At 47.2% G+C, this 3,033-nt stretch carries 4 protein-coding genes and 1 pseudogene; 1 reads left to right on the top strand and 4 read right to left on the bottom strand.

Annotated features, from left to right (window positions below; genetic code table 11):
- The 3 genes and pseudogenes from ACTHMC_RS18020 to ACTHMC_RS18010 form a co-directional block, all read right to left on the bottom strand.
- Nucleotides 1–217: pseudogene (locus ACTHMC_RS18020) on the bottom strand (alpha/beta hydrolase); the annotation flags it as partial.
- 37 nt (nucleotides 218–254) lie between these two features.
- Nucleotides 255–758: a DinB family protein gene (locus tag ACTHMC_RS18015; RefSeq protein ID WP_440415155.1), complete on the bottom strand. Its 504-nt coding sequence runs from the start codon at nucleotides 756–758 to the stop codon at nucleotides 255–257.
- Nucleotides 759–1,056: 298 nt separating this feature from the next.
- Nucleotides 1,057–1,641, bottom strand: coding sequence for a Crp/Fnr family transcriptional regulator (locus tag ACTHMC_RS18010; protein WP_440415153.1), 585 nt, complete (start codon nucleotides 1,639–1,641; stop codon nucleotides 1,057–1,059).
- A gap of 131 nt (nucleotides 1,642–1,772) precedes the next feature.
- Here ACTHMC_RS18010 and ACTHMC_RS18005 point away from each other — a divergent pair, with 131 nt between their 5' ends.
- Nucleotides 1,773–2,480: a DNA alkylation repair protein gene (locus ACTHMC_RS18005; protein ID WP_440415151.1), complete on the top strand. Its 708-nt coding sequence runs from the start codon at nucleotides 1,773–1,775 to the stop codon at nucleotides 2,478–2,480.
- A 64-nt stretch (nucleotides 2,481–2,544) separates the two neighbouring features.
- Here ACTHMC_RS18005 and ACTHMC_RS18000 read toward each other — a convergent pair.
- Nucleotides 2,545–3,033, bottom strand: a 489-nt coding sequence (locus tag ACTHMC_RS18000; protein WP_440415149.1) for a hypothetical protein, incomplete at its 5' end; no start/stop codon positions are given.

The following is a 3,033-nucleotide window of genomic DNA, read 5'->3' as shown; positions in this document are numbered from 1 at the left end:
ATTCGTTGAGGGTAAGTTTAGCGAGACCAGGATTACCGTTGGGTTGCTTTTTACGGAGTTCTTCAGGGGTATCATCTTTGAAAGGCCATGCAGGCGCTACGGTATTGAACCCTTTGCTCTCAAAATATTCCTGCCATGGTTTCCATCCAAGATGTGTTACAAAGGCTCCGGTAACAAAAATGATATGTTTTGATTTGGTGTTGGTTAAAGTTTCCATGATTTGGTTGATTTTATGTGTTGGTTAATTCAGGTTATCATTTGATGAGATATATCAATTGTCCGAGGTGGTAGCTGAGGTGAGCTGTTCTGTTGATCAGCATCCCTGCCCTGTTGCGATGCGGTTCTTTCAGAAAGTCTTCTTCCGTTACTGCCTGGTGTGGTTCTGTCCAGTTCTGTACTGACATCCCGTTAAAATATTCCGTCAGCGCAAGGTTCACATCCTTTCTGAATACCCTGAGGTCTGCTGTGGACGGAAATTCAAGGCCACTTTTATCGGAGTTGTCGATGAATATATGCTGTAACCCGGGGTAAAGCTTTTCTCTCAGACCCAGCAGGGGCAGCATGCCATCACTGACAGCGGTCAGGTGGCCAAGGAGCCAGTTGCCTGTATTCCTGCCGGGAGCAGTTTCCCTTGCGAGATCTTCATCGCTGAGTTTCCCGAGGAGACTGTCCAGGCGCTGGTTCTGCAGGTTCCAGTTATGGAGCACTGCTCTTACCAGCAGTTCCGCCTGATCCGTATTTGTATTTGTGTGTGTCATCATTTTAGTTTTATCGTTATCACTGATTGACTACACAAAGATGCGACGGCGGAGGCCCCTGCTCCAATGACAAACCACAAGAAAGCATCTTGACAAAGGTCAAGCCACCTGCTTGACATAATCCGGGCACAGCGGTAAACAGCATAGGGAAAGCAGATGGTTGTAATAGCCAGAACACTTATCCATAGTGACTTTACAAGCTAATATGGGTATGAGTGAAGATCTCAGGTCCGATCCCTGGCCTGGCAACAAGGACAGCATACATCCGGGGTAAAACCCGTACTGTTTTACAAAAGGGCTACTTCGAAAGGGCGTTCTTACGGATCCTGCTGAGGGTTTCCGCAGAAATTCCGAGGTAGGATGCTATCATATTCTGAGGGAATCGTTGAAAGAATACGGGATGTGATTTCAGCAGTTCCAGGTAACGTTCTTCTGCTGTGAGGCTGATGGCGCCATGGATCCTTTTCTGGTTGGCGATCTGGCCACGTTTGTCGAGCTCCTGGGTCATCTTGCGGAAGGGCTCAGAATTCTCATAAAGCTTTACCGCTGCATCGCGGCGGATCTGCAGCAGCTCTGTATCTTCCCAGGCTTCTATATTATACATGCTGGGGGTTTCCATTTCAAAACTCTCGCGGTCCATCACCCACCAGTTCTCGATACCGAAGCGGAGGATATGTTCATTCCCCTTCTGGTCAACCGTGTACTGGCGCATGGCGCCCTTCAGGATAAAGGAAAAGTATTTGCATACATCTCCTTCCTGTAACAGGTATTGCTTTTTGCGGTATTTCTTGAATAAAAATGATTCCTGGATGGGAAGCCAGTCTTCTTCAGTCAACGGTACATTGAGATGACGATCGATATAGTTGCGAAGAACCTGGTGCATAGCGATAGAAAAAGCTGGTTGAAAAAGTAAACCAATTTACAAAATTAAATGGAAATAATGATCGCTGTTCTAAATCAGATAAAATAGTATGCATAACCGAACCCGGGTATCTTTGCAACAAATCAGCAACAATGGATATCATTCTGACTGAGCTCAGGGCCGGGCTTGACGCCATGGCCAACCCCCTCACCCGGGAGTCTACCAAAAGGTTCTTCAAAGAAGAAATAAAGACCCGGGGTGTCAAAAACCCTGACGCAAAAGCCATTGGCAAGAAATTCAGTAAGGAACTGAAGTCTGCCACCAAAGAAGAAGTGTTCAGTATCTGCGATGCCCTGTGGGAGTCCGGCAACCTGGAAGAATCCATCATTGCCTGTGATTTCTCTTATTCCCGCCGCAAGGAGTTTGTACCAGCAGACTTTAAACGCTTCGAACGCTGGATAAAACAAAACGTGAACAACTGGGCCAGCTGTGATACGCTATGCAACCATACGGTCGGAGAATTTTTGATGATGTATCCGGACTATGTACAACAACTGAAAAAGTGGGCAGTTTCCAAAAACCGCTGGATGAAACGTGCAGCGGCCGTGAGCCTGATCATTCCGGCACGCAAGGGGATATTTCTGCAAGACCTGCTGGAGATAGCAACCATTCAGTTACCGGATGAAGACGATCTGGTGCAGAAGGGATATGGCTGGATGCTGAAAGCAGCCGCAGAATCACATTTGAATGAGGTGTATAAGTTTGTAATGAAAAATAAATCGCAGATGCCACGTACTGCATTACGATATGCGATAGAAAAGATGCCTGCAGATAAAAAGGCAAAGGCCATGGCGAAATGAATCTAGTCAAGGTGTGCCCGGTCGCTCGCGTCCCCGCGAGTGACCGGACACAGGCTGAGTATAATTATTTTGTGTAAAGAGGTGTACGCTTCAGCAAATACTCAAGCGTATTCTTATACGCGTCCAGCGTGGGCCAGAAAGAAGTTCGCTGCTGGTTATATACGGTCACTCCCTTATCGTTATAAATACCCAGGCTCAGGCTGGTCTGATAATTCTGTGTGGCAGTACCGTAGGTGGAGCTGGTGTAATTCTTTTTCTTCTTATCCTCATCGTCCTTTTCCTTCGTTTGACCATAGGTGTTTGATTGCACGGTCTGGGTGGTCTTGTTCTGGTTCACCATTCCATCCACCACATATTCCACGCCCAGGATATTACAAAGATCATCCATGGTATACCCTTTGATATTGTCTTTGGTTACGCCGGCCTTGATGAGCAGGGCATTGGTGGTGCGGGGATCCAGCAGCTGGAAAATCCCGGAATGCTTGCTCAGGAAACTGAATGCTTCCTGTTGCACCTGGTCGCTAAGCGCATCGTCCGTTGGCTGACCATCCTT

The organism is Pseudobacter sp., from assembly GCF_051955275.1.
GTDB lineage: Bacteria > Bacteroidota > Bacteroidia > Chitinophagales > Chitinophagaceae > Pseudobacter.
The sequence above is the reverse complement of the archived record's forward strand: the minus strand, read 5'-3'. Positions and strand labels throughout refer to the sequence as shown.